The organism is Pseudonocardia petroleophila (genome assembly GCF_014235185.1).
Classification (GTDB): domain Bacteria; phylum Actinomycetota; class Actinomycetes; order Mycobacteriales; family Pseudonocardiaceae; genus Pseudonocardia; species Pseudonocardia petroleophila.
Map to the genome: position 1 here is coordinate 1,875,373 of NZ_CP060131.1, position 21,853 is coordinate 1,897,225.

Genomic DNA, 21,853 nt, shown 5'->3' on the forward strand with positions numbered 1-21,853 from the left:
CCGTAGCCGAGCGGCCGCCGGCACCGGCGAGGTCGATGACAGCTGTCATGCCCGGTGGTGACCGTCGGGACTACTGCGGTCCCACCCGCGCCCGGCACCCTCGTCGCCATGACACAGACGACCACCGGACCCGCCGCCGTCCCGCGGCCGACGGAGCGGGACACCGCGATCTCGGTGCGCGGGCTGCGCGTCAGCTACGGCGACTTCGACGCGGTGCGCGGCATCGACCTCGACGTCCGCCGCGGCGAGGTCTTCGCCCTCCTCGGCACGAACGGCGCGGGCAAGACCACCACGCTGGAGGTGCTGGAGGGGTTCGGCCGGCGCAGCGGCGGCACGGTGTCGGTGCTCGGCGTCGACCCGGCCGTCGACCGCGCCGCGCTCCAGCCGCGGATGGGGATCCAGCTGCAGGAGGGCGGCTTCGTCGACGAGCTGACGGTGCTGGAGACGCTGCAGCTGTGGCAGCGGCTCGTCGAGCGCCCGGACCGGCCCGAGCGGCTGCTGGAGCGCTTCGAGCTCACGGGGCGCAGCGACGTCGCCGTCTCCAGGCTCTCCGGCGGGGAGAAGCGCCGGCTGGACCTGGCGATGGCGGTGTGGGGCTCACCGGAGCTGGTGATCCTCGACGAGCCGACGACCGGGCTCGATCCGGAGTCGCGCCGCCGGACCTGGGACGCGATCCAGGAGCTGCAGGACGCCGGGCGGACCGTCGTGCTCACCACGCACTACCTGGAGGAGGCCGAGGCGCTGGCCGACCGGGTGGCGATCATGCACGAGGGGCGCGTCGCGGTGTCGGGCTCGCTCGCCGACATCGTCGCGGCGCAGCCGTCGGGGTTCTCGGCGACGCTGCCGGCGGGCGCGGACGAGCTGCCCGTCGTCGGCGGGGAGGTGGAGCGCGACGGCGACCGCGTCCGCGTGCGCACCGAGGACCTGCAGGGCGACCTCACCGCGTTCCTGACCTGGGCGGCCGAACGCGGGGTGCGGCTGTCCGACCTGCGGGCGGCCCCGGCGTCGCTCGCCGACATCTACCACGCCGTGCGCACCGGATCGGAGCACTCATGACCACCGCCGCCCCCGCCTCCACGAGCAGCGCCTCGCGGGTCCTCGCGCTGGGCGCCGCGGAGGTGCGGCTGCTGCTGCGCAACCGCACCGCCGCGATCTCGTCGCTGTTCCTGCCGATCGCGTTCGGGGTGTTCTTCGCCTTCAGCTTCGACTCCGGCGCCGAGACCGGGCCCGGGATCTGGGGGATGATCACGGCCCTGCAGCTGGTGCTGACGTTCACGATGGGCGTCTACATCACGATCACTCAGACGATGGTGGCGCGGCGCCAGACGCGCGTGCTGAAGCGGATGCGCACCAGCAGCCTGTCCGACACGGGGGTGCTGCTCGCCACGACCGGGCCGGCCGTCGCGATCGCGCTGGTGCACCTCGCGCTCTACGCGGTCATCAACACGCTGCTCGGGGCCCCGTTCCCGGCCGACGTGGTGCCGCTGGTGCTGGCCGTCGCCGGGGGGCTCGCGGTGTGCGTCACCGCCGGGTTCGTCACCTCGATCGTCACCCCGACCCCGGAGCGCGCGCAGATCACCACGCTGCCGCTGTTCTTCCTGATGTTCGGCGCGGCGTTCGTGGTGCCGATGCTGGCGGTCGACTCGTGGTGGCAGGCGCTCGTGCTGGTGCCCGGCGCCCCGATCGGGCTGCTGACCCAGCTCGCGTTCTCCGGCGGCACCTGGGCCCCCGGCCTGCTGGGGCTGCCCGCGGCGCTGCCCGGGATCGTCAGCCTGATCGCGTGGACCGCGGCGTTCTCCGTGCTCGCGCAGCGGCGGTTCCGCTGGGACCCGCGCGTCTGAGCGGGGTCAGCGCCGGGTGTCGATCCGGTGGAAGTTGAGGTGCGCCCGCGACGGCGTCGGACCGCGCTGCCCCTGGTAGCGGGACCCGACGCCGTCGCTGCCGTAGGGCCGCTGCGCCGGGCTGGACAGCCGGAACAGGCACAGCTGCCCGATCTTCATGCCCGGCCACAGCGTGATCGGCAGGTTGGCGACGTTCGAGAGCTCCAGCGTGATGTGGCCGGAGAAGCCGGGGTCGATGAACCCGGCCGTGGAGTGCGTGAGCAGCCCCAGCCGGCCGAGGCTCGACTTGCCCTCCAGCCGCCCCGCCAGGTCGTCGGGCAGGGTCACCGCCTCGAACGTCGAGCCCAGCACGAACTCGCCGGGGTGCAGCACGAACGGCTCGTCGCCCTCCGGCTCGACGGCGGAGGTGAGCTCGTCCTGCTGCTCGGCCGGGTCGATGTGGGTGTAGCGCGAGTTCTGGAACACGCGGAAGAACCGGTCGAGGCGCACGTCGATGCTCGAGGGCTGCAGCATCGACGGGTCCCAGGGATCGAGGACCAGCCGGCCGCCGTCGAGTTCCTTCAGCAGGTCACCGTCGGACAGGAGCACGAGGTCAGACTAGGCCTCGGTGTTCGACGGCTCGTCGGCGTCCTCGGTGCGGACGACCGGCTCCGCGGTGGCCTGCTCGGGCACCACCGGCTCGGCGAGCACCGGCGACGGCGTGAGCCCGAACATCCAGGCGACGGCCTGCTCGACGCGCTGCGCCTCCTTGCCGTCCGACGGCTCCGTCTCGTGCTTCGGCGACACGGCCAGCACCTGCCGCACCGTGGTCATCACGCGCGGGCTGAGGATGCTCCGTATCGAGTCGCCCGGCTGCGCGACGTGCGGGCCGTCGACCAGCACCGCGGGCGTGCCGAGCCCCGGGGCGTCGGTGACCAGCTCGGGATCGTCGGAGACGAGCACCGTGGCCGCGGCGATGAGGCCGACCAGCTCGGCGAGCGGGAGCGCACGGACCGCGATGGCCCGGTCGTGCTGGGCGATCGGTGCCGCCGCACCGTGGGCCGCGAGCTCGCCGTAGACGACGATCTCGACGTCGGACTCGCGGTCCAGCAGGTCGGGCAGCCCGGCGAGAACGCCGAGGGAGTCGGGCCGGTCGAGACCGACCAGCACCAGCTTCGAGTCGCCCGCGCGGACGCGGCGGACCAGGCGGGCGAACCGCAGGTCGGCCGGCTGGGGGTTGGCGGCCATCGTGTCGCCGACGGGGATCGCGTTCGGCCCGATCGGGCTCCCCAGCGCCGCGCCGCCGGTGGTGAGGAACAGCGAGGCGAGCTGGCCGATGATGCGCCGGTTGGCCTCCTGCGGGAACGGGCAGAGCAGGTCGTCGCTGGCCACCCCCGCCTGCAGGTGCACGACCGGGATCTGGCGCCAGAACGCCACCTGGGCGGCCATCGCCGCCGTCATCCCGCCGCCGTAGACCATCACCGCGGAGGGGTCGAGGTCGACGAGCAGCTCGTCGATCCGGGTCATCAGCATCGCGCCGACCGCGGCCGGGTGCTCCCCGGGCGGCTCCCGCAGCAGCAGCGTGACGTCGGCGGGCACGCCGAGGGCCTCGAACGCCTCGTGCACGCCCATCGGGTCGACGCCCGTGGCGATCGTGAGCGCACGGATGCGGTCGGCGTCGTTGAACGCCGTGGCCACGGGGGCGAGGCGGGCGACCTCGGGGCGGCTGCCGGCGATCAACAGGACGTCGTGGTCGTGGTCCTGATCCGGGAGCGGGCCCAGGGGTGGTTCGATCCGGGTCATGCTCGGGTCCTTCTCGGCCGGGGGAGCTGGCCTTACGGGGCCCCGACAGTGTGAACCGGCGGGGCACGACCCGTCGAGCCCGGATCCCACCTGGCGAGGCATCCGGAGCAGGTACCACCCGGATGGTGGTACTCGATGCGTAACTGTCCTCACTCACAGTGAGCTGCTAGAGTCGGGACACGCAGTGCGGATGTAGTTCAATGGTAGAACATCAGCTTCCCAAGCTGAATACGCGGGTTCGATTCCCGTCATCCGCTCAGACACGAAGGCCCAGGTCAGAGGATCACTCCTCCGGCACTGGGCCTTCGTCGTCGGTGCCCCATCGGATCCCGCCGATGAGTCCTGCGGTCCTCGGCGGTCCACCCACGGGACAGCGGTCCACGCGATCTCGAGGAGTCACCATGTCCCGGACCCGGGTGCACAACCTGAACATCTCGCTCGACGGCTACGCCGCGGGCGAGCACGTGACCCTCGACCACCCGATCGGCGGGGCCGAGCGGCTCTTCGGGGGGTTCGACGGCCGGTTCATCCACGGGATCGGCGAGGTCGATGCGCCCGTCACCCTCGACCGCGCGCTGACCACGCTGTGGGGGCAGGGCATCGGCGCCGAGATCATGGGGCGCCGCAAGTTCGGGCCGCAGGTCGGCGAGTGGCCCGACGACGGATGGCAGGGCTGGTGGGGCGAGGAGACGCCCTTCCGCACGCCGGTGTTCGTCCTGACCCACCACCCGCGTCCGCCGATCGACCTCGCCGACGGCACGAGCTTCCGCTTCGTCGACGGGTCGCCGCACGACGTGCTCGCCCTGGCCCGGGAGGCCGCCGGCGGCGGTGACGTCCGCATCGGCGGCGGACCGTCGACGGTCCGCCAGTTCCTGGAGGCCGACCTGGTCGACTTCATGCACCTGGTGGTCGTGCCCATCACCCTCGGCCGGGGGGTGTCCCTGTGGGACGGGGTGAGCGGCGTCGAGGACCGCTTCACCGTCGAGTCGATCGCCTCGCCGAGCGGTCTGACCCACCAGCTCTGGAACCGGAAGGCGCAGGTCTGAGACGCCGCACCCCCGCGCACTCGGTGTGCGCGGGGGTGCGGTCGTCGTGGCGTGGCGGGATCAGCCGGCGCGGGCGTCCAGCCAGGCGTCGACGTCGTCGACGACCTGGTCGTGGTTCGCCTCCAGCACCGGGTAGTGCGACGCGTCCGCGATGATCGACTTCGTGACCTCGGGGCTGCCCAGGTAGCGGGCGGCCTGCAGGTCGGCGGCCGGGGGCGGGAAGATCGCGTCGGCGTCGCCGAACTGGACGAGGACCGGCACGTCGATGCGGGCGAGCATCACGGTGTCGACCGCCAGTGCCGGGCCGAGCGAGAGGATCTGGCCGCACGGGTCGGCGTTCGGCGCCGGGACGGCGTCGCGGACGGCCTGCTCGGCGCTGTTGAAGTAGAAGGTGTCGATCGAGTCCTTCGCGAAGACCGCGTAGTCCGGCTCCGCGTCCGGGTCGCCGCCGAGCAGGCAGCGCTGCGAGGCGTCGGCGACCTCGGCCACGCCGTACGGGGAGGCGGCGAAGTCGCCCCAGGCGAAGTTCAGCACGCCGTCGACGTTGCCGTAGTGCGCGGCCGCCAGGTTCGAGATCAGCCCGCCCACGGACGACCCGCCGAGGTAGACGCGGTCGAACGCCGGGGCCTTCGCCTCGTCCAGCTCGTAGTCCCCCGCCCGCAGCGCGTCCACCATCTGGTGCGCGACGTCGGCCTCGGAGCCGAAGCAGGTGGCGAGGCCGGCCGGGCGGTCGCTCGAGCCGTAGCCGAGGCGGTCGACCGCGACGATGGCGTGGCCCTGCTCCGCCAGCCGGCGCGCGACGTTGTAGCCCTCCACGCCGTCGAACTGCCAGTAGTCCTGGTCGAACGTGACCGCGTGCAGGAGCAGCGACACCGACCCGCCGGACTCGACGGCCTCCTGCGGGGCGACGAGCGTGCCCCGCACGGTGTACTCCGCGCCGTCCGAGGCGCACGGCACCGACGTCGTGTTCGTGTTCTGGACGGTGAACGAGATCGGGACCTCGACGACCTCCTGGTCGGCCAGGGCGACGGGGGCGGTGACGATGGTGGCGGCTGCCGCCGCACCGAGTGCGGCGATCACGGCGATACGACGGCGCATGGACATCCTCGACTATTCGATGGGGAGCTCTCGGTCGATCAACGCGACCCCACCTGCGGCGGTGCGCGAACGGACCGCTTTCACCTGTTCGGGGACGGGGGGAGCCGGCGGGCGACGTCTTGTTTGGAAGTCACACTATTGGTTAGGCTCACCTCATGAAGCGAATCGTCGTGGGTGCGGCGGCCCTCCTGGTGGCCCTGGCCGGATGTGCGACGCCGGGCGGGGAACGCGCGGCCGTCGCGGACTCCTCCCCGCAGGGCACGTTCCCCGTCACCGTCGAGCACGCGCTCGGTAGCACCACGATCGAGCGGGAGCCCACCCGCGTCGTCACCCTCGGTCCCTCCGACGCGGACGCGGTGCTCGCGCTCGGCGTCGTGCCGGTCGGGATCAACAGCCGGTACGGCTTCGAGCGCGGTGTCGGCCCATGGGCGGAGGCGGCACTGGGCGACGCCGATCCGGTCGTCACGGCGGGCAACGAGCTGCAGTTCGAGGCCATCGCCGCGCTGCGGCCGGACGTGATCGTCAACGTCGGGTCGGGCGGCGACCCGGCCGAGCACGACACCCTCTCCCGGATCGCACCGACGATCGCGCTGCCGGCGGGCGCCGCGCCGTACGCCCCGCGCTGGCAGGACGCGACCCGGCTGATCGCGCAGGCGCTCGGGCGTGCGGCCGAGGGCGAACGACTGGTCGCCGCGACCGAGGACCACCTGCGCGAGGTCGCGGCCGAGAACCCCTCCTTCGCCGGGCGGACGCTGACCTACCTCGACGTCCTCGCCGGCGAGGCCTACGTCGGTGGCCGGGAGGCGACGGTCGTCACGACGATGCGCGAGCTCGGGTTCGTCGACACCCCCTACGTCGCGGGCCTGCCCGCGGAGGAGACGCAGTCGGCGCTGTCCGCCGAGTTGCTCCCGCAGGTCGATGCGGACGTCGTGCTGATCTACGCGATCGACGGGAGCCCGGAGCAGGCGCTGGCGGCCAACGCCGGGCTGGCGAACCTCGGGGCCGTCCGCGCGGGTCGCGCGCAGTTCCTGCCGGACCTGTCCCTGTCGGCGCCGTCGGTGCTGTCGATCCCGTACGGCGTCGACCGGCTGGTGCCGTTCCTGCAGGCCGCTACGGGCTGACGGCGCTCTCCGGGCCCAGGGTCAGCGCCGCCCGGTTCGTCGGCAGGTCACCGCGCTCGAGCAGGCCGGCCATGCCGTCGACGAGCGCGCGCACGGTCCAGCCGAACAGCTCGCCGGGCCGGTCCGGGTCCTCCTGGTAGCGCCGGCTCAGCGCGTTGTCGGCGGCGGCCAGCGCCACCGAGGTGACGCGGCTGAGCAGCACGTACGCCTCCTCCGGGCCGAAGTCGGGGTGCAGGGCGCGCAACCGGGCGATGCCCGCGTCGAACACGGCGAGGGTCTCGGGGTGGTAGGGCCCATCGAGCAGGTAACGCTCGACGCCCGGGTGCCGGTGGGCGAGCAGCCAGGCGTTCTCCGCCACCTCGAGCAGGTGCGCCCGCCACTGCGGGTGCGACCGGGGGAGCGGGAACGAGGCGTGGGCCCGGGCCGCGGCCCGGGTGTAGAGGTCGTCGCGGCCGCGGACGTAGCGGTAGATCGCCATGTCCGTGACGCCGAGGTCGCGCGCGACCCCGGCCACGCTGAACCGGTCGAGGCCGAGCGCGATCGCCGTCTCCAGGATGCGGTCCAGGCTCAGCACCCGGCCGACGGTACCGACGCAGCGCGTCCCGCGTCGCGGGACGGCGGTGCCGTCAGCTCATCCCGGAGGCGGCCAGGGCGTCGTAGCCTTCGCCCGTCAGCAGCGCCTGCATCTGGCGGCGGCGGACGCCGATGTTGGAGCCCTCGATGACGGGGTAGGCCAGCGCGTCGTTGAGGTACCGGACGAGCGGGAAGTCGTGGTCGTACGCCGACACCCCGACCAGCTTGATCAGGTCGTTGATGACGTCGACACCGGTCTCGGAGCCGAACACCTTCGCGTGCAGCGCCCACTCCAGGCCGGACGGGTGGCCGGACAGCGCGGCGTCGAGCGCGCGCCAGGACAGCAGGCGGACGGCCTCGATCCGGGCCTTCGCGTCGGCCAGGACGTCGGCGACGGACTGGTGCTCGATGATCGGCACGGCCCCGCCGCGGCGCTCGGTGGTGGCGAAGCGGTGGGCCACGTCGAACGCCCGGCGCATCGCGGCCACGGCGAAGGTCCCGATCGACGCCCCGCTCCCGACGAACGCGTTGCGGGTGAGCTCGACGCCCTGCCCCTCCGCCCCCAGCAGGTTGGCCTTGGGGACGCGCACGTCGACCAGCCGGATCCGGGCGGTGAGGCAGCCGCGCAGGCCGGGGAGGTCGTAGTACTGCTCCACCTCGATGTGCCCGGCGAGGTGCTCGCGCTCCGCCACGACCAGCGAGACGCCGCCGGGGGTGCGGCAGACGATCGTCATGACGTCGGGGCCGTCGCCGTCCCAGCCGGGCAGGTGCGACGCCCAGGCCTTCCGCCCGTTGACGACCCAGTGGTCGCCGTCGTCGACCGCGGTCGTGCGGGTGCCCTCGGCGGGCGCGGGGAGGTCGAAGTTGGCGCTGCCGCCGGGCTCGGAGTACGCCATCGCGGCGACGGGCGCCCCGGCGTCGGCCAGGAACGGCGCGACGAACCGCTCGATCTGCTCCGGCGTGCCGACCTGGTAGACCGGCGCCAGCGCGATCAGCGGCCCGGCCATGGAGATGACGAAGTCGGGGCTGTGCGCGGCCCACTCCTCGATGAGGATGGCCGCGTCGACCCCGCCGCCCGCGGCCCCGCCGAACGGCACCGGGACGAACCCCTTGAGGAACCCGGCCTCCACGGCCTTCTCGAACGCGGGCCGGGCGAGCAGGGCGCGGCGCAGCGGGTCGGGCTCGGCGCGCACGGCGTCGGCGAGGTCGCGCAGGTGGGCCTCGGCGAACTGCCGCGCACCGTGCTTGAGCTGCTCCTGCTCGGGGGAGAGGGAGAACGAGACGGGCACGGGATCCTCCGGCGGTCGGGGGTGGCGGTCAGCCGCCAGGCTCCTGCGCCGGGCCGTCGCCGTCTTGTCCCCGCGTGCGCCGCGGGTGTGCATCCCGTGCACCGCGGCGCACGTCGCTGGGTGTGCACCCGAACTCGCGGCGGAACGCCCGGCTGAACGACGCGGCGTCGTCGAAGCCGGCCGACGCGGCGATGTCGGTGATCGTGGGGCCCGGCCCGGGCGCGGCAAGCAGCGCGGCGCACCGGTCCAGGCGCAGCCGCCGCACCGTGGCGGCGAACGACTCCCCGTCGGCGAACGCCGCGTGCAGCGTGCGCGGGGAGACCGCGAACCGGCGCGCCACCGTGCGCACCGACAGCGACCGGTCGCCGAGCCGTCCCCGCACGTACCGCTCGATCTCCGCCCGCAGCACCGCGCGCGGCGGCCCGTCGCCCGCCCGCCCGGACGTCGTGGCGGACAGGGTGCCGGCGAGGGCCTGCTCCAGCTCCGCGGCCGCGACCGGCCCGGCGTCGACGTCCCACAGCGACGCCACCATCGCCCGCACCACCGCGCCCGGCCCGTCGCCGCCGAACCGCCCGCCGACGTGCTTGTGCACCGCGGCGGCCCGGCCGTCGAGCAGCGCGTGCGGCACCCGGTAGGACAGCATCTGCCACGGGTCGTCGAAGTCGAAGCGGTAGGGCCGGGTCGTGTCGACGATCGTGAACTCACCCGGCCCGACGACGGACTCCGCCCCGCCCTGCCGCACCCGGCACCGGCCCGCGACCTGCAGGTTCACGAAGAAGTAGGCGTCGTCGGTGCGTGCGACCTCGCGCGGACCGTGCACGGTCTCCTGCGGCTGCGACGCGATGTGGGCCCGCACGACGCGCTGCAGCGGGCGCGTCTCGACGCGGGCGGCGAAGCCGGTGCCGGGCCCGGCGCGGCGGGGCACCAGCGGGACGAACGCCTGGCAGATGACCTCGTGCCAGTAGTCGAACTGCTCCCGGTCGGGCCGGGCCGCGACGTCCCACACCGCCACCGGGGCCTCCTCCCACGCCGTCCGGATCGTCGTACACGCACTCGCCGGCGGTCAATCGTCGGCGGCAGGATGGGTGCCGTGGACATCGAGACCGAGCGGATGGTCCTGCGCCGATTCACCCCCGACGACGTCGACGACCTCGTCGCCCTGCACAACGACCCGGCCGTGATGCGCTACCTGGGCCCGTGCGACGAGACCGCGGAGCACGTGCGCGACGTGCTGCTGCCCTACTACCGCTCCTTCGATCGTCCCGGCGGCGGCTACGGCTACCGCGCGGCGATCGAGCGCGACGGCGGCGCGTTCCTCGGCTGGTTCCTGTTCCGTCCGGCCCGCGAGGACCCGCAGCCGGGGGTGATCGAGGTGGGCTACCGGCTGCACCGGGCCGCGTGGGGCCGCGGGTTCGCGACGGAGGGCGCGTCGGCGCTCGTCGACCGGGGGTTCACCGAACTGCCGATCCACACGGTCGTCGCCGACACGATGACGGTCAACACCGGCTCGCGGCGGGTGCTGGAGAAGCTGGGGATGCGGCACGTGGCCACCGTCCACCCGCACTACGACGATCCGGTCCCGGGCACCGAGCACGGCGACGTGCTCTACGCGCTCACCCGCGCGGAGTGGACCGCAGCGCGGCGGGCGCCCTGAGCCGCCACGCCTCCTCGACGAGCTCGGCGAGCTGGGTCCCGTCGACCGCGCCGAGGTCGACGAGGATCGCGCCGTGGCCGTCGTAGTGCGGGGTCGTGGAGAACGCCGGGTCGCCGGACGCGAGCAGCGCCGCCTTCTCGTCCAGCCCGCACATCACGACGAGCAGCCCCTCGGCCTCGGTGCGCAGCCGCACGAACCCCTTGCCCCGCACCTTCAGCGCCGGGGTGCGGTACCAGGTCGACTCCTCGACCCCCGGCAGCGCGCCCCCGATCCGCACGACGTCGGCCCAGTCAGGCATCGCGACCCCGGAACCATGCCGCGATGCCCGGCATGTGCGGCTCGAAGGCGCCGGGGGCCGAGAAGTTGAGCGCCCCGGCCCGTTCGTCGGTGCGGTTCTCGAAGTCGTGCGGGAAGCCGCCCGGTGCCAGCACGAACGAGCCCTTCGGGGCGTCGACCCACCGGTCGCCGAGCAGGAACGACACCGTGCCGTCGAGGACGTAGAACACGTCGTCCTCCGGGTGGGTGTGCGCGCCGGGGCCCGCGGTGTGCGGCTCGAGCCACCACTCCGAGATCGAGTAGCGGTCGGCCGTCTCCGGCCCGTCCGCCTTGAACACCGCGTCGATGCGCCCCATCGCGTAGCGGCGCCCGGCTCCGGGCGCGAGGTGGACGGGCTGCCGCTCTGGGTCCATCGCGCCACGGTAGCCACCGGGGTCCGCGGGATTGGACGAAACGGAGCTCACCGCCGCGCCGGCCGCTCGTGGGGCGAGCGGGCCAGCACCACCACGCCCGCGACCGCGATCGTCAGGCCCGCCGCGAGGACGGGTTCCCAGCCGGGGCGGACCGGGTCGCCGAGCAGCCAGATGCCGACGAGGCCGGGGACGACGACCTCGGTGACGGTCAGCAGCGCCGTCATCGACGACACCTCCCCGCGCGAGAGCGCCGCGGAGTACCCGAGCAGGCCGACGAGGAAGAACCCGAGCACCAGGTAGCTGGCCGGCTGCACCAGCAGCATCGACGGGTCGAGCCCGCCCTGCACGTGCGCGGCGCGGACCGCGAGCGTCGACCCGCCGAACCCGAGCCCGGCCACGACCGCGAGCGGCCACGCCCGGCGCCCCCGGCGCTGCACGAGCACCACCACCGACAGGAGCAGGACCGACACCAGCAGCACGACGTCGACGACCGGCGAGCGCATCGGCGGCCGCGTCTCCCCCGCCGACGCCGCCACGAGCACCAGGCCGATCAGGCACGCGAGCACCGCGTACCGGTCCACGCGCCGCAGCACCGTGCCGAACAGCCGCTCCCCGGCCAGCGCCGTCAGGGCGATGGTGCCGCCCAGCACGGCCTGCACCGCGAAGACCGGCAGGAAGCGCAGCGCGACGACGCTGAACAGCCAGGCCACGGCGTCGGCGCCGAGCCCGAGGAGGTACCGCGGCTGCACCGCGATCGGCCGGGCCCGGCTGGCGCGCAGCGCGCCGTCGGCCTGCAGGAGCGCGCCCAGGCTGTTCAGGACCATCGCGACGAGCGCCGCTCCCACCCCGATCAGCACGGGAGCCAGCATGCCCCGACCGGTGGCCACCGGCATCCGCGCACCGCCGGGAGGTCACCCGTCCAGCGTCAGGCGCATCAGCGGGAGGGGGCGGCCGAGCGGGGAGTCCGACCAGCCGACCGTGCCCGCGCCCATCCGCTCGTAGAAGCCGACGGCGTGCGGGTCGGCGTCCCACTCCAGCACCCGCGCCCCGGCCGCGACCGCCCGCGCGACGGCGTGCTCGAACAGCAGCCGCCCGCTGCCCCGGCCGATCTCGGCGGGATCGAGCCACAGGTCGTCGAGGATCGCGCGGTCGGCGCGGTGCAGCAGCGTGCAGAAGCCGCGCACCCGGCCGGCGCGCTCGCCGACCCACACCTCGTTGGCGGCCACGACCTCCTCGGTCAGGCCCTGGACCCGGGCGAACCGGGCCAGGAACTCCGGCGGGTAGGGCCAGTGCCCCTTCGAGCGGACGGCGAGCGCCGCCAGCTCGGCGGCCTCGCCCGGCCGCGCCCGCCGGAGCTCCAGCATCAGGCCGCGGGGGCCTCGAAGAAGCCGCTCATCAGGCCGCCGCGCTCGGGGCCGTCCGGCTCGAATTGCGCGGTGCGTCGTTCCTGGAGCCGGCGCAGCGGCCGGCGCGACACCCACAGCCCGACCAGCACCAGCACCGTCGCCAGCAGCACCGGCGCCCCGACGACCAGTGCCACCAGGCCGAACCACAGCGTCGCCAACGCCAGCGCCGCCACCTCCATCGCGACGACCGCCGCACCCACCCTCACCACAGGACCCACTCCGCCTTCTCGTCGTGTCGTACGTGCTCGAGTCCGGGATCGGCGCGGGGCTCCCCTCCGCGCCGATCCCAGCCCCACCTCCGCCCGGAAGGGCGGAGGAGTTCGTGGCCTCAGACGGCCTGGCCGGTGGTGGCAGCAGGCGCGGCCGAGGAGGGCGGCGACGGGCTGGCGACGGGATCGACGACCGGGTCGGTTCCACCCGTGGGAGGCGTCGGCCCCTGTCCCTCGGGGATGGTCGTGGTGCCGCCGCCCGGAGCGGGTGCGGTCCCCGTGTCCGGAACGGTCGGCGGCGGCTCGACGGCCGGCGGGTCGACGACCACCGGAGGCGCGGACGTGCTGCCGCCGCCCGTGCCACCGCCGGTGTTCCCACCGGACCCGCCGCCCGACCCGGAGCCGCCGCCCGATCCGGTCGACCCGCCCGAGCCGGACCCGCCGCCCGAGCCGCTCCCGCCCGACGACCCGGAGTCGCCACCGGCCCCGGGGGCGGCGGGCGCCTCGGTGGGGGCCGGGGCCTCGCTGGTGGGCACGGAGGTGTCGCCGGCGTTGCCGATCGACGGGGTCCCGGTGACCCCGCCCTCGGCGCGCGGCCACAGCACCACCGCGATGATCAGCACGGCCACGGCGACCAGCCCGCCGATGCCGATGAGCAGCCCGATCGGGCGGCTCCGCGGCTCGTCGTCGGACCAGTCGTCGTAGCGGTCGTAGTCGTCGTGGTCGGTGGGGGGCAGCGCGCGGGGCCGCGGCGGTGCGGGCGGCCCGCCCTGGCCGGACAGCAGGGCGGTGGCGGGCTCGTGCGTCGGCCCGCCGCGGGACGGGGTGGCGGGCTGCTGCGGGTACGACTGCTGGGGCGGGTAGGACTGCTGCGCGTACGCCGGGGAGCGCGGCGGCGCCGGCGGCGCCATCCCGGACTGGGCCATCCCCTGCGGCGGGGTGCCCGTGCCGCGGGCCGGGCGCGGCGGCGGCCCGGTGGGGGTGGCGACGCGGGAGGTGACCATCTCGGCCCCGCCGACGCCGGCCACGGCAGCGGCCCCCGCACCCGCGACGACGGGGATCGACACCCCGGGCCACGACGCGGTGGGCTTCGGGGAGACCGCGAGCGCGGCGCCCTTGGCGATGGCGTTCTTGGGGTCGGTGTCGACGGCGACGGGGCGCCCGAGCTGCTCGGACACCAGCTGCGCGACCAGCGGGATCCGGGAGGACCCTCCGACGAGCAGGACCGCGGTGAGCTGGTCGGGCGTCAGCCCCGCGGAACGGACGGCGCCGCGCAGCGCGGCCACGGTCTCCTCCACCTGCGGGCGGATCATCGACTCGAACTCGCTGCGGTGCAGGCGGACCGAGCCGCGCGACCCCGGCAGCAGCACCGGGATGGAGACCTCGGTGTCGCTGCTCAGCGCCTCCTTGGCCTCGGTGCAGTCGCGGCGCACGCGGGCGACGGCCGACAGCGTGGCGGGGTCGGTGGCGTCGAGGCCGGCGAACACCTCGGGCAGGCCGTCGCGGACGTGGTCGAAGACGGCCTCGTCGAAGTCGATGCCGCCCAGGCGCTCCAGGCCCTCGGGCCGCCCGAGCAGGCCGAACCCGGCGGTCCCGGAACCGGCCCGCGACGGGTCGGCCTTGCGGACGACGGCCGCGTCGAACGTGCCGCCGCCGAGGTCGTAGACGGCGATCGTGGAGCCCGGCTCGACGCGCTCGGCCGAGGAGTAGTGCAGGGCGGCGGCCTGGGGCTCGGCGAGGTAGGTGACCGAGACGCCCTGTGCGGCGAGGGCCCCGGCGAGCAGGTCGCGCTTGTGCGGGCCCCACGACGCGGGGTGGGTGACGGCGATCCGGGTGGCGGGCCCGCCCTCGCGCTCGGCGACGCGGTCGACGACCCAGCGGACCAGCCGGGCGGAGAGCTCCTCGGGCGCCCAGGCGCGCCCGGCGACGACGATCGGGGTGGGGTCGCCGATGCGGCGCTTGAACTCGCGGACGACGCGGTCGGGGTCGGTGAGCGCCCTGCGCTCGGCGGCGTCCCCGACGACCACGGAGCCGTCGGGGGCCAGGAACAGCACGGAGGGGACGGTCGCGCCGCGGGTCCCGAGCGTGACGACCTCGGGCTCCACCCAGCGACGGTCGTCGGACCGGCACACCGCCGCGGAGGTGTACGTCGTCCCCAGATCGATCCCGAGCTGGTATCCCATGGCCGTCCCCTCGTGCCCCCGATGGCGCGCCCTACTCCACGCCATCGGAGCGGCACACCCAGTTGTTAGCCGCCATCCTCGTGCACGACCCGATCGGGGCCTGCATCCCCCAACCCCTAACGCCCCCTAACGCGATTCCCCCGCCCCCCGCCGCGGGCGAACTGTGGGCGATCCCCGATGGCCCGGGGCCCCGGGGTGCCTAACGTTTGCCCCAACGCCGGATCAGCCGGTGACGCGATACCCACACCGAGCTCTCCCCACACACCTTGGAGTCATCATGAGTGCCAGCCTCAGCGCCACCATCATGGAGTTCCTGAACAACATCTTCGGCGACCCGGCCGAGCGCGCCGCCTTCCTCGCCGACCCCGAGGGCTTCCTGGCCGACAACGGCCTCGACGACCTGTCCTGCGCCGACTTCGACGACGCGATCGTCGCCTTCGTCGAGAACAACGGCCGCGACGACGTCAACCTGGGCGGCACCTTCACCAACACGGTCCCCCGCGACGGCGAGAGCGACCACGAGGCCATCGCCCGGCACCTCACCGAGATCGTGCACAACTACGGCGACACCTACATCACCAACGAGGACAACGACGTCTACAACGACCAGTCCTTCAACGGCACGGTCATCGCCGACGGCGACGTCACCTTCGACAACGACATCGTCTCCGCCTCGGGCGACGGCGCGGTGGCGGCCGGCGACGACATCGAGGACAGCAACATCGTGACCGGTGACGACAACATCATCGGCAACGGCAACCAGGTCGGCGACGGCGCGTTCGGTGCCGGCTCGGTGGCCGGCGACGTGTCGGTCGACGACGGTGGCGCCTACGCCACCAACGGCAGCAGCGCGTCGGGCTCGCAGGACGACAACTCGCAGGACAACGACATCACCAACACCGACAACTCGGACAACTCGGTCAACGACTCGGGCAACACCACCGTCGATGTCGATGTCGACGACGCGTTCAACACCGACGCCTCGGTGAACGACTCCCTCAACACCGACGCCTCGGTCAACGACTCCTTCGATGTCGAGGACTCGGGCAACACCACGATCTCCGACAACGAGCTCAACCTCTGACCTGATCGGGTCGATCGCACGACACGACGCCGTCGCCACCCCCGGGGATACCCGGGAGTGGCGGCGGCGTCGCCGTATGGTGACCCCCGTTGTCCGGGGAGGGATGCGTCGGTGGCGGTACCTGCTGCGATGGAGCTGGTCGATCTCGCACTGCGGGCGACCACCGCCTACGAGCGTCCGGACCTGACGGCCCGGCTGGAGCACACCCGCCGCCGCCTCGAGGACCCCGACGTCCGGGTCCTGATCGTCGGGGAGTTCAAGCAGGGCAAGAGCCAGCTGGTGAACGCGCTGATCAACGCACCCGTCTGTCCCGTCGACGACGACCTCGCCACCGCCGTGCCCACCGCCGTCCTCTACGCGGAGAAGCCGGCCGTCACCCTGGTCTGGGACGGCGAGCAGCGCCGGCGCACCGACGTTCCGGTGGCCAAGCTCGCCGACTACGTCTCCGAGGCCGGCAACCCCGGCAACCGGCAGGGCCTCTCGCGCGCCGAGGTCGGGCTGCCGCGCAACCTGCTCAAGGACGGGCTGGTCCTCGTCGACACCCCCGGCGTCGGCGGGCTCGGCTCGGCCCACGGCGCGGCCACGATGGCGACCCTGCCCACCGCCGACGCCGTGCTGCTCGTCTCCGACGCCTCGCAGGAGTACACCGCGCCGGAGCTGGAGTTCCTCTCCACGGCGATGCGGCTGTGCCCCAACGTCGCGGGCGTGATCACCAAGACCGACCTCTACCCGCAGTGGCGCCGCATCACCGACCTCGACCGCGGGCACCTCGCGACGGCCGGGATCACCGCGGAGCTGTTCCCCGTGTCGTCGGTGCTGCGGCTGGAGGCGGTGCGCAGCGAGGACGCGGAGCTGAACAAGGAGTCCGGGTTCGCCGAGCTCGTCACGTTCCTGCGCACCGAGGTGCTGGCCCGCGCCGACGAGCTGGACCGCCGCTCCACCAGCCAGGACGTGCTCGCCGTCGCCGACCAGCTGGGCGCGAGCATGCGCGCCGAGCTCTCCGCGCAGCGCGACCCGCAGCTGGCGGGGGCGCTGGTGTCGGAGCTGGAGATCGCGCGCGGCCGCGCCGCCGCGCTCAAGGACCGCTCCGCGCGCTGGCAGCACACCCTCAACGACGGCGTGCAGGACCTCACCGCCGACATCGAGTACGACATGCGCGACCGGCTGCGCGCGATCGGCCGCGAGGGCGAGCAGCTCCTCGACGCCGCCGACCCCGCCGACATCTGGGACCAGTTCGCCGAGTGGCTCGAGGGCCAGGTGGCCGGGGCGATGTCGGCGAACTTCGTGTGGGCCGGGCAGCGCGCGGAGTGGCTGGCCGCGCAGGTCGCCGAGCACTTCGCCGCCGAGGGCGACGCCGTGCTGCCCGCGCTGCGCACCGGCCGCTCCTCCGACGCGCACGGGCAGGTCAGCCGCGTCGAGCGGCCGGACCAGGAGCGGATCGGCTTCGGGCAGAAGCTCTACATCGGCGCCCGCGGCGGGTACGGCGGCATGCTGATGATCGGGCTCGCGACGACGCTCGCGGGGTTCGCGATGCTCAACCCCCTCTCGATCGGCGCGGGCCTGCTGTTCGGCGCGAAGACGGTGCGCGAGGAGCAGGCGCGCCAGCTCGCCCGCCGCAAGGCCGAGTCGAAGGCGGCGATGCGCAAGCACCTCGACGAGGTGACGTTCCAGGTCGGCAAGGACTCCCGCGACATGCTCCGCCAGGTGCAGCGCCAGCTGCGCGACCACTTCACCTCCCTCGCCGAGGAGCTGCAGACCTCCGTCGACACGTCGGTGAAGGCGGCGCAGAAGGCCGTCAGCGGAGACGAGAACGTGCGCAGGGCCCGGATCCGCGACCTGGAGGCCGAGCTCGACCGCATCGGCAAGCTGGAGGACAAGGCGCGCGCGCTCGTCCCTGGGGCGCGGAAGGTGCTCGCGTGACGGCGCTGGGCGTCGCGGTGCGGGGGGTGCTGCGCGACGGCGTCGAGGCCTACCGCGACAGCCCGCAGGCCACCGCCTGGCTGCGCCAGCACCTCGCGCGGTTCGAGGAGCCGCTGCGGGTGGCGATCGCCGGGAAGGTGAAGGCGGGCAAGTCCACCCTGCTCAACGCGCTGGTCGGCGAGGAGATCGCGCCCACCGACGCGGGCGAGTGCACGCGGGTCGTCACCTGGTACCAGGACGGGCCCAGCCCCCGGGTGATCATGGTCCCGCGCGAGGGCCCCTCCCGGCCGCTGACGGTGGTCCGTCGCGACGGCGCGCTGACGATCGACCTCGGCGGCACACCCGCGGAGCGCGTCGACCGGCTCGTCGTCGACTGGCCCTCGCAGAGCCTGCGCACCACGTCGCTGATCGACACCCCGGGCATCGCGTCGATGTCGGCCGACACCTCCGCGCGCGCGGGCGCGTTCCTCGTCCCCGAGGACGCCCCCGCCCCCGCCGACGCGGTGCTCTACCTCATGCGCCACCTGCACCAGTCCGACGTGCGGTTCCTCGAGTCCTTCCACGACCAGGGCGTCGCGAAGGCCGCGCCCGTCAACACCGTCGCGATCCTCTCGCGCGCCGACGAGATCGGCGTCGGACGGCTCGACGCGATGGCCTCGGCCCGCCAGATCGCCGGCCGCTACCGCCGCGACGACAAGCTCCGCTCGCTGTGCCAGACCGTCGTCGCCGTCGCCGGGCTGCTCGCGCAGAGCGGGCGCACGATGCGCCAGGCCGAGTTCACCGCGCTCGCGACCCTGGCCAGGGCCGAGGCGTCCGACACCGAGCCGCTGCTGCTCTCGGCCGACCGGTTCGTCCGCGCGTCGGAGACGGCCCCGCTCGACCCGGAGACCCGCGCCGCGCTGCTCGACCGCTTCGGCCTGTTCGGCGTCCGCCTGGGGATCACGCTGATCCGCCGCGGCACCGACGACCCGAGCCGGCTGTCGGCCGAGCTGGTCAAGCGCAGCGGGCTCGACGAGCTGCGCACCGTCCTGACGACCCAGTTCACCGAGCGCCGCGACCTGCTGAAGTCCCGCTCCGCGCTGCTCGCGCTCGAGCTGGTGCTGGCGCGCGAGCCGATCCCGGCGTCCCTGCCGCTGGCGCGCGAGGTCGAGCGGATCACCGCGGGCGCGCACGAGTTCACCGAGCTGCGCCTGCTCACCGCGCTGCGGACGCGGGTCGTGACGCTGCCGAAGGACGTCCGGGTCGAGGCGGAGCGCCTGCTCGGCGGCGACGGCGGCACCCCGGCGGCCCGACTGGGGCTCGACCCGTCCGCCGATCCCGCGCAGCTGCGCGAGGCCGTCCTCGACGCCCTCGGCGGGTGGCAGCGGCGGGCGGAGAGCCCGCTGTCGGACCGGTCGCAGGTCAGCACGGCCCGCACCCTGGTCCGCACCTGCGAGGGACTGCTCGCGAGCCTGCCCCGCTAGGTCCGGACGATCGAGCGCAGGTGGGCGAACAGCTCGCCGCGGCTGCCGGAGCCCAGGCGCTGGCGCATCCGGGCGACGTGGTGCTCCACCGTCTTCGCCGAGATGAACAGCTGCTCGCCGATCTGCTTGTAGGTCAGGCCCTCCAGGACGAGCGCGGCCACCTCGCGCTCGCGGTCGCTGAGCACGTCCTCGGGGGTGGAGCCGGGTGCGGGGGCCGGGGCCGTCGGGGTGAGCTCGACGGCCGTCACCTGCTCCACGACGTGCAGCGCGCGGGCGGTGCCCAGCAGCGAGGCCATGCCCTTCTTGTCGCGCGTCCGGATCGCGGCCTGGCCGGCCAGGCGTCCGCCGTCCCAGGTCAACCCGACGGCGTGCAGCCCGCGGGCGGCCGCCTCGACCGCGGCCGGGTCGACCTCCCCGCGCAGCACGAGCAGCCACTGCCGCGCCCCGACGGCCATCGCGGCGGCGTAGCGGCTGGTGGAGGACCCGGCCTCCAGCGCGGCGACGTCGGGCGCTGCGGCGTCGGGGTTCTGGGCGAACATCGCCGCGTGCACCCCGGCCCAGTGCAGCGGGGCGGCCCACAGCAGCGGGTTGCCCAGCCGCGCCAGCAGGGCGGCGGCCTCGTCGAGGTGCGGGGCGACCCAGCTCTGCTCGCGCAGCCGGGCCGCCGCGACCCGCAGCTCGGACAGCGGCTGCAGCACGAACAGGTCGACGGGGTGCTGCACGATCGCCTCGCGCGCCCGGGCCCACCCGACCATCAGCGCGGCCGGGTCGCTCGCCCGCCGGGCCAGCGCCACCTCCAGGGCCGCGGCGAGCAGCTCGTCGCGGGGTTCGAGGGGGCGGCCCACGTCGAGGGCGGCCCGGGCGGTCGCGTGCGCGCCGCGGTACATCGCGATCCAGCCCAGCAGCAGCCGGTGGCGGACGGCCGCGCCGCAGCCGCCGAGCCCGGCGCGTTCCGCGCGTTCGAGCACCGACTGCGCGACGGCCAGCTCCCCGCACTGCACGGCGACGAGCGCGGCCAGCGCGGCCGGGGTGTCGGTGAGCAGGGCGGCCCGGTTGGGCGGCTCCAGCAGCCCCGCCGCGCGCACCAGCTTCGACATCGCGCCGGTCGGGGCGCCCACCACCGACTCCAGCACCCCCTGGGCGGTCAGCTCCTCTGCGCCCGAGCGCAGCGTCGGCGGTCTGCGGTCGGTCGGGGCGGGCCCGGTCAACGCGGCGCGGGCCTCGTCGAGCGCCCCGGTGCCGACGAGCGCGGGCACCGCGAGCGCCGCGGAGCCGCCGAGGGAGGACATCCAGCGGTAGAGGTCGGCGGAGCGGGCGAGGTTGCCGCGCCGGGCGAGCACCGCGGCGGCCACCGCCCCGGCCCGCCGGGCCCCGGAGTCCTCGACGCCGTCGACGTTGTCCAGGACGAGATCGGCGTGGTCCAGCGCCACGTCGAGGTCCCCGGCGATCACGGCGGCCTCGGCCCGGCGCGGGGCGAGCAGCAGCGGGGCGGCCCCGGCCCGGATCGCGGCCTCGTAGAACTCGTCGGCCTCGGCCGCCGCGGTCCGGACGGCCTGGTCGCCCGCCGCGGCGAACACCGCGGCCACCCGCTTGCCCGTCGCCCCCGCGCGCAGCAGCCCGCGGGCCGCGCCGAGGACGTCGCCGCCGCGGTCGAGCTCGATCTCGGCCAGGGCCCGGCGCATCTCGACGGCGGCCGCGGGGGGCGTGCGGGCCAGCACGGCCGACGAGACGAGCGGGACGGCCCCGCCCCCGGCGAGCAGCCGCCCCTCCGCCCACGCCGCGACCACCAGCCCGTCGACGGCGTCGGCGCCGGGCAGCCCGAGCAGCGGGACCAGCAACTCGGCGTCGACGGGCGCGCCGACGGCCCGGGCCAGCAGCAGGTCGCGGACCCCGGGCGGCAGCTCCTCCAGCGCGTAGCCGAGCTGCGCGAGGACGCTGGCCTCGGCGGCGGAGTGCGCGCCGAGCAGGGTGTCGACCAGCGCCGGGATCCCCGCGGTGCGGCGTAGCACGGAGTCGACGACGTCGGGGTCCGGCCGCCCGCCGAGCAGGAGCTCCGCGCGGGCCGCGACCCCGGGGCGGTCGAGCACGCCCAGCACCACGGGCCGTCCGCGGTGCGCGAGCTCGGCGCCGAGCGCGGCCATCGCCCGCGACTCCGGGTACGGCCGGTGCGCGACCACGATCCGGCCCGCGTCGCCGGCGGCCAGTGCCGTGAGGTGCCGCAGCCGGTCGTCGGGGAGCAGGTGGGCGTCGTCGACGACGAGCGCGACGTCGGGCGCGAGGGTCTCGCCGGGGGCGGGGGCGTCACGGCGCACCGGGACGCCCGCGTCGGCCCAGGCGGCGGCGAGTGCCGCGAGCAGGGTGGTCTTGCCGTACCCGCCGGGGCCGACGACGTCGATCCGGCGCGCGGTGACCGGGTCCGCCGCGATGTCGCGCAGGACGGACCGGGCTCCGTCGGCGAGTGTCGACGCGTTCACCGTTCGGCTCCCCCTCCGTCG

Annotated in this window: 21 protein-coding genes and 1 tRNA gene; 9 read left to right on the forward strand and 13 right to left on the reverse strand. The window is 74.8% G+C overall.

The window, feature by feature from the left end:
- The first annotated feature begins 108 nt into the window (after positions 1–108).
- Together H6H00_RS09460 and H6H00_RS09465 are read left to right on the forward strand one after the other, a co-directional pair.
- Positions 109–1,056, forward strand: coding sequence for an ABC transporter ATP-binding protein (locus H6H00_RS09460; protein WP_185720924.1), 948 nt, complete (start codon positions 109–111; stop codon positions 1,054–1,056).
- The gene (locus H6H00_RS09465; RefSeq protein WP_185720925.1) at positions 1,053–1,841 is read left to right on the forward strand and encodes an ABC transporter permease; all 789 of its coding nucleotides are present in this window, start codon (positions 1,053–1,055) and stop codon (positions 1,839–1,841) included. The genes H6H00_RS09460 and H6H00_RS09465 overlap by 4 nt, the downstream gene beginning before the upstream one ends.
- A gap of 6 nt (positions 1,842–1,847) precedes the next feature.
- Here the strand turns inward: H6H00_RS09465 and dcd are convergent, their stop codons facing one another.
- Positions 1,848–2,429: a dCTP deaminase gene (gene dcd, locus H6H00_RS09470; protein WP_185720926.1), complete on the reverse strand. Its 582-nt coding sequence runs from the start codon at positions 2,427–2,429 to the stop codon at positions 1,848–1,850.
- Positions 2,430–2,438: 9 nt separating this feature from the next.
- Positions 2,439–3,623 carry a UDP-N-acetylglucosamine 2-epimerase gene (locus H6H00_RS09475; RefSeq protein ID WP_185720927.1) on the reverse strand — a complete coding sequence of 395 codons (1,185 nt, stop codon included), beginning with the start codon at positions 3,621–3,623 and terminating at the stop codon, positions 2,439–2,441.
- Between the two features lie 186 nt (positions 3,624–3,809).
- On the opposite strand from H6H00_RS09475, the gene H6H00_RS09480 reads away from it, so the two are divergent.
- Together H6H00_RS09480 and H6H00_RS09485 are read left to right on the forward strand one after the other, a co-directional pair.
- Positions 3,810–3,880 (forward strand) — tRNA-Gly (locus H6H00_RS09480).
- A gap of 144 nt (positions 3,881–4,024) precedes the next feature.
- Entirely contained in the window at positions 4,025–4,669 is a 645-nt protein-coding gene (locus H6H00_RS09485; RefSeq protein WP_185720928.1) for a dihydrofolate reductase family protein, read from the forward strand.
- A 60-nt stretch (positions 4,670–4,729) separates the two neighbouring features.
- On the opposite strand, the gene H6H00_RS09490 is transcribed toward H6H00_RS09485, so the two are convergent.
- Entirely contained in the window at positions 4,730–5,767 is a 1,038-nt protein-coding gene (locus tag H6H00_RS09490) for an alpha/beta hydrolase (protein WP_185720929.1), read from the reverse strand.
- Positions 5,768–5,922: 155 nt separating this feature from the next.
- On the opposite strand from H6H00_RS09490, the gene H6H00_RS09495 reads away from it, so the two are divergent.
- Positions 5,923–6,888, forward strand: a complete 966-nt coding sequence (locus H6H00_RS09495; RefSeq protein WP_185720930.1) for an ABC transporter substrate-binding protein — start codon at positions 5,923–5,925, stop codon at positions 6,886–6,888.
- Here H6H00_RS09495 and H6H00_RS09500 read toward each other — a convergent pair.
- From H6H00_RS09500 to H6H00_RS09510, 3 genes are read right to left on the reverse strand one after another with little or no spacing between them, the layout of a single operon-like run.
- The gene (locus H6H00_RS09500; protein ID WP_185720931.1) at positions 6,878–7,462 is read right to left on the reverse strand and encodes a TetR/AcrR family transcriptional regulator; all 585 of its coding nucleotides are present in this window, start codon (positions 7,460–7,462) and stop codon (positions 6,878–6,880) included. The two genes, H6H00_RS09495 and H6H00_RS09500, sit on opposite strands and share 11 nt — an antisense overlap.
- 52 nt (positions 7,463–7,514) lie before the next feature.
- Positions 7,515–8,750 (reverse strand): acyl-CoA dehydrogenase family protein, encoded by a 1,236-nt coding sequence (locus H6H00_RS09505; protein ID WP_185720932.1) that lies wholly within the window; start codon positions 8,748–8,750, stop codon positions 7,515–7,517.
- A gap of 28 nt (positions 8,751–8,778) precedes the next feature.
- Positions 8,779–9,762, reverse strand: coding sequence for an AraC-like ligand-binding domain-containing protein (locus H6H00_RS09510; RefSeq protein ID WP_185720933.1), 984 nt, complete (start codon positions 9,760–9,762; stop codon positions 8,779–8,781).
- Between the two features lie 69 nt (positions 9,763–9,831).
- On the opposite strand from H6H00_RS09510, the gene H6H00_RS09515 reads away from it, so the two are divergent.
- Entirely contained in the window at positions 9,832–10,404 is a 573-nt protein-coding gene (locus H6H00_RS09515; RefSeq protein WP_185720934.1) for a GNAT family N-acetyltransferase, read from the forward strand.
- Here the strand turns inward: H6H00_RS09515 and H6H00_RS09520 are convergent.
- The 6 genes from H6H00_RS09520 to H6H00_RS32670 form a co-directional block, all read right to left on the reverse strand.
- On the reverse strand, positions 10,364–10,702 hold the full coding sequence (locus H6H00_RS09520) for an MmcQ/YjbR family DNA-binding protein (protein ID WP_185720935.1): 339 nt from the start codon (positions 10,700–10,702) through the stop codon (positions 10,364–10,366). The genes H6H00_RS09515 and H6H00_RS09520 overlap by 41 nt on opposite strands.
- Entirely contained in the window at positions 10,695–11,093 is a 399-nt protein-coding gene (locus tag H6H00_RS09525) for a cupin domain-containing protein (protein WP_185720936.1), read from the reverse strand. Before H6H00_RS09525 ends, H6H00_RS09520 begins: the two co-directional genes overlap by 8 nt.
- A 47-nt stretch (positions 11,094–11,140) precedes the next feature.
- Positions 11,141–11,962, reverse strand: a complete 822-nt coding sequence (locus tag H6H00_RS09530) for a DMT family transporter (RefSeq protein ID WP_185720937.1) — start codon at positions 11,960–11,962, stop codon at positions 11,141–11,143.
- 42 nt (positions 11,963–12,004) lie between these two features.
- Entirely contained in the window at positions 12,005–12,457 is a 453-nt protein-coding gene (locus H6H00_RS09535; RefSeq protein ID WP_185720938.1) for a GNAT family N-acetyltransferase, read from the reverse strand.
- Positions 12,457–12,705 carry a hypothetical protein gene (locus H6H00_RS09540; protein WP_185720939.1) on the reverse strand — a complete coding sequence of 83 codons (249 nt, stop codon included), beginning with the start codon at positions 12,703–12,705 and terminating at the stop codon, positions 12,457–12,459. Before H6H00_RS09540 ends, H6H00_RS09535 begins: the two co-directional genes overlap by 1 nt.
- A 122-nt stretch (positions 12,706–12,827) precedes the next feature.
- Positions 12,828–14,891 (reverse strand): Hsp70 family protein, encoded by a 2,064-nt coding sequence (locus H6H00_RS32670; protein ID WP_185720940.1) that lies wholly within the window; start codon positions 14,889–14,891, stop codon positions 12,828–12,830.
- Between the two features lie 277 nt (positions 14,892–15,168).
- Here H6H00_RS32670 and H6H00_RS09550 point away from each other — a divergent pair, with 277 nt between their 5' ends.
- From H6H00_RS09550 to H6H00_RS09560, 3 genes are all read left to right on the forward strand, one after another.
- Positions 15,169–15,975 (forward strand): hypothetical protein, encoded by an 807-nt coding sequence (locus H6H00_RS09550; RefSeq protein WP_185720941.1) that lies wholly within the window; start codon positions 15,169–15,171, stop codon positions 15,973–15,975.
- A gap of 111 nt (positions 15,976–16,086) precedes the next feature.
- Positions 16,087–17,895, forward strand: a complete 1,809-nt coding sequence (locus tag H6H00_RS09555; protein ID WP_221775842.1) for a dynamin family protein — start codon at positions 16,087–16,089, stop codon at positions 17,893–17,895.
- A complete protein-coding gene (locus tag H6H00_RS09560) occupies positions 17,892–19,358 on the forward strand; it encodes a dynamin family protein (RefSeq protein WP_185720942.1) in 1,467 nt (488 codons plus the stop codon). Before H6H00_RS09555 ends, H6H00_RS09560 begins: the two co-directional genes overlap by 4 nt.
- Here the strand turns inward: H6H00_RS09560 and H6H00_RS09565 are convergent.
- Positions 19,355–21,832 carry a helix-turn-helix transcriptional regulator gene (locus H6H00_RS09565; RefSeq protein ID WP_185720943.1) on the reverse strand — a complete coding sequence of 826 codons (2,478 nt, stop codon included), beginning with the start codon at positions 21,830–21,832 and terminating at the stop codon, positions 19,355–19,357. The genes H6H00_RS09560 and H6H00_RS09565 overlap by 4 nt on opposite strands.
- Positions 21,833–21,853 lie beyond the last annotated feature (21 nt).